Annotated in this window: 1 protein-coding gene and 1 pseudogene; one reads left to right on the plus strand and one right to left on the minus strand. The window is 58.2% G+C overall.

Annotated elements, in window-relative coordinates; genetic code table 11:
- Positions 1–119 precede the first annotated feature (119 nt).
- Positions 120–1553, minus strand: a complete 1434-nt coding sequence (locus NW852_RS06355; protein ID WP_414426565.1) for a cytochrome ubiquinol oxidase subunit I — start codon at positions 1551–1553, stop codon at positions 120–122.
- A gap of 403 nt (positions 1554–1956) precedes the next feature.
- Between NW852_RS06355 and NW852_RS06360 the strand changes: the two are divergent.
- Positions 1957–2588 (plus strand): annotated as a pseudogene (locus NW852_RS06360) (transcription-repair coupling factor); the annotation flags it as partial.

The raw sequence follows: 2588 nt of genomic DNA on the forward strand, positions 1-2588 counted from the left end.
CCCTCACCCCCAACCCCTCTCCCTCTGGGAGAGGGGAGTTGGAAATCGACAAGTGGCTTGGCTGCTGTTGGATGAGGAGCCTGCGGTGTTGTCTGGGTTCTGTTAGGGCTGCACCGGTGCTAGCGAGCTTCTGCAGGACGGCGATCTGGCTCGTGGCGGGCAGGCTCGATCACGATCACCGGCTGGGTTGCCGGAACGGGGGCAGGCAGCTCCAGGTCAGGCCCTCTGCGGATGATGCGGCTGCCAAAGTAAAGGGCAGCCACGAAAAACACCGTATACAAAGCAGTCAGGCCGACCAAAGAAAACAGCACCTCTCCCGGCGGCAGCGGCGAAACGGATTCCGCGGTGCGCAGTTGTCCATACACAATCCAGGGCTGCCGGCCAACACAGCGGACAATCCAGCCAGCCTCGACGGCAATGTATCCTAGGGGGCCAGCAAAGACCCAGGCCCACATCAGCCACTTCTGCTGGGAGAGGGCCTCCGCCGACAGCTTGCCCCTCAACCACTGAATCAAGGTCACCCCCATAAGCCCGGCCAGAAACAGGCCAATGGCCACCATTGTCCTAAAGGAGTAGTAGATGAGGCCAATCATGTGGGGACGATTTTGGGGATCCCAAGCTTTCAGGCCCTGCACCGGTCGATCCAGCCTGGGCTTAAACTCCAGCAGATAGCCCAGCACACCGGGGATCTTCACCTCCCACTCGTTGCGCTCTTCTCGGTCGTTGGGCAGGGCTAACAGGCTCCAATCGGCTCGTTCGCCGGGGGGGATCGTCTCCCACTGGGCCTCCATGGCCGCCAGCTTGGCCGGTTGATAGCGATACACTTGCTCCGCGCTCAAGTGGCCGATAAACACCTGCAAAGGGGCCACCACCAGAGCCATCGCCAAGACCACTTTGAGGGAACGGGAAAAAAACTCGCTGTGCCGCCGCTTGAGAATGTACCAGGCGCTGATGCCACCGATCACAAACAAAGAGGTTTCCAAAGTGGCAAAAAACATGTGCAGAAAGCTATTGACCATGAAGGGATTGACAATCGCCTGCAGGTAGTCGCGCACCACAAACTTTCCATTGACAAATACTCCCCCTGCCGGCGTCTGTAGCCAAGAGTTGGCCGTCAGGATCCAAAAGGTAGAGAGGTTGGCGCCGAAGGCCACCAGGATTGTCGAGATCCAGTGAATCACCGGCGGCACCCGCTCCCAGCCAAAGAGCATGATCCCCAAAAAGCTGGCCTCCAGCATAAAGGCCATCGTGCCCTCAAACCCAAGAACGGTTCCAAAGAAGTCGCCCACCGCCTCAGAAAAAGGGGCCCAGTTCATGCCAAATTGAAAGGCCATCGGCAACCCTGAGGCCACGCCGATACCAAAGTTCAACACATAGATCTTTGACCAGAAACGAGCGTGGCGATAGTAATCTAGATTGCGAGTTTTCAGCCAAAGGCCCTCTATAACAACAAGATAAATAGCCAGTCCCGTTGTTAAAACCGGCCATAGCATATGGAAAATGGCCGTGAGGGCAAACTGTAGTCGAGAAAGCGCGACGGTGTCTAGAAACATGATTGGCACCCAGTTTGGATGGATAAACTCAACTTTTCCGAACCCTCTCTGCTGCAGTTTGTGCAGGCCCACCTCCAGGTATGTTCGCTGCAGACATCCGTAGCCATTTGGATAAGGTGGGGAAGGCTATCTTTTTTGCTCCTCCTAGGATTGCATCTTGACCAGGATCAGCGATGGGCTGCTCGACTCTAAAGGTTAACTTTAGGATCCCGGGAGAAGAGGTTTTCTCCGTGTAAAGCGGACTACAGAATAAAGAGGGTTGCGAACTTGGCAGCCTGGGGATCCGCAATCCCGAAATAGCCCGTTGAGGGGCGGGGATAACGCCATGCAAATTTTCCTCAGGGCCTGCCAGAATTGGGATCCCGGCTTGTTGGAGATCCCAGTTGGCAGTGGGGGGTGGAAGATGTCGTTTGTCCCGCTGGTGCACTTTCTCGCCCAATCCGGCTTGGTACAAGAGTTGGCCGCCCGCTTGAGATCGCGGCAACAGGCAGCCATTCAGGGGGCAGGTCGGATCGCCAAGGGGTTGATGGCCTCGGCTTTGGCCCAGCAGGAGGGGAGATCCCTGCTGGTGGTGACTGCCACTTTGGAAGAAGCAGGCCGCTGGACGGCGCAACTGGAGGGCATGGGCTGGGAGAGCGTGTACCTTTATCCCACCTCTGAGGCTTCCCCCTATGAGCCGTTTGACCTGGAGCCGGAACTGGTGTGGGGACAATTGCAGGTGCTGGCCGACTGTCTCCAGGGCAGGAAGGGCATGGCCGTTGTGGCCACGGAGCGGGCCCTGCAACCCCATCTTCCCCCCCCAGAGGTGTTTCAGGGCTTTTGCCTCAAGCTGGAACCTGGCCTCGAGCTGTCGCCGCAGCAGTTGGGGCAGCAGTTGACCCGGCTGGGCTACCAGCGGGTAAGCCTGGTGGAAAGCGAGGGGCAGTGGAGCCAAAGGGGCGATATTCTCGACATTTTCCCGGTGGCCTGCGAGTGGCCGGTGCGCCTGGAGTGGTTTGGCAATGAGCTGGAACGGCTGCGGGAGTTCGACCCGGT

This window comes from Synechococcus sp. H60.1, from assembly GCF_047462335.1.
Taxonomy (GTDB): domain Bacteria; phylum Cyanobacteriota; class Cyanobacteriia; order Thermostichales; family Thermostichaceae; genus Thermostichus.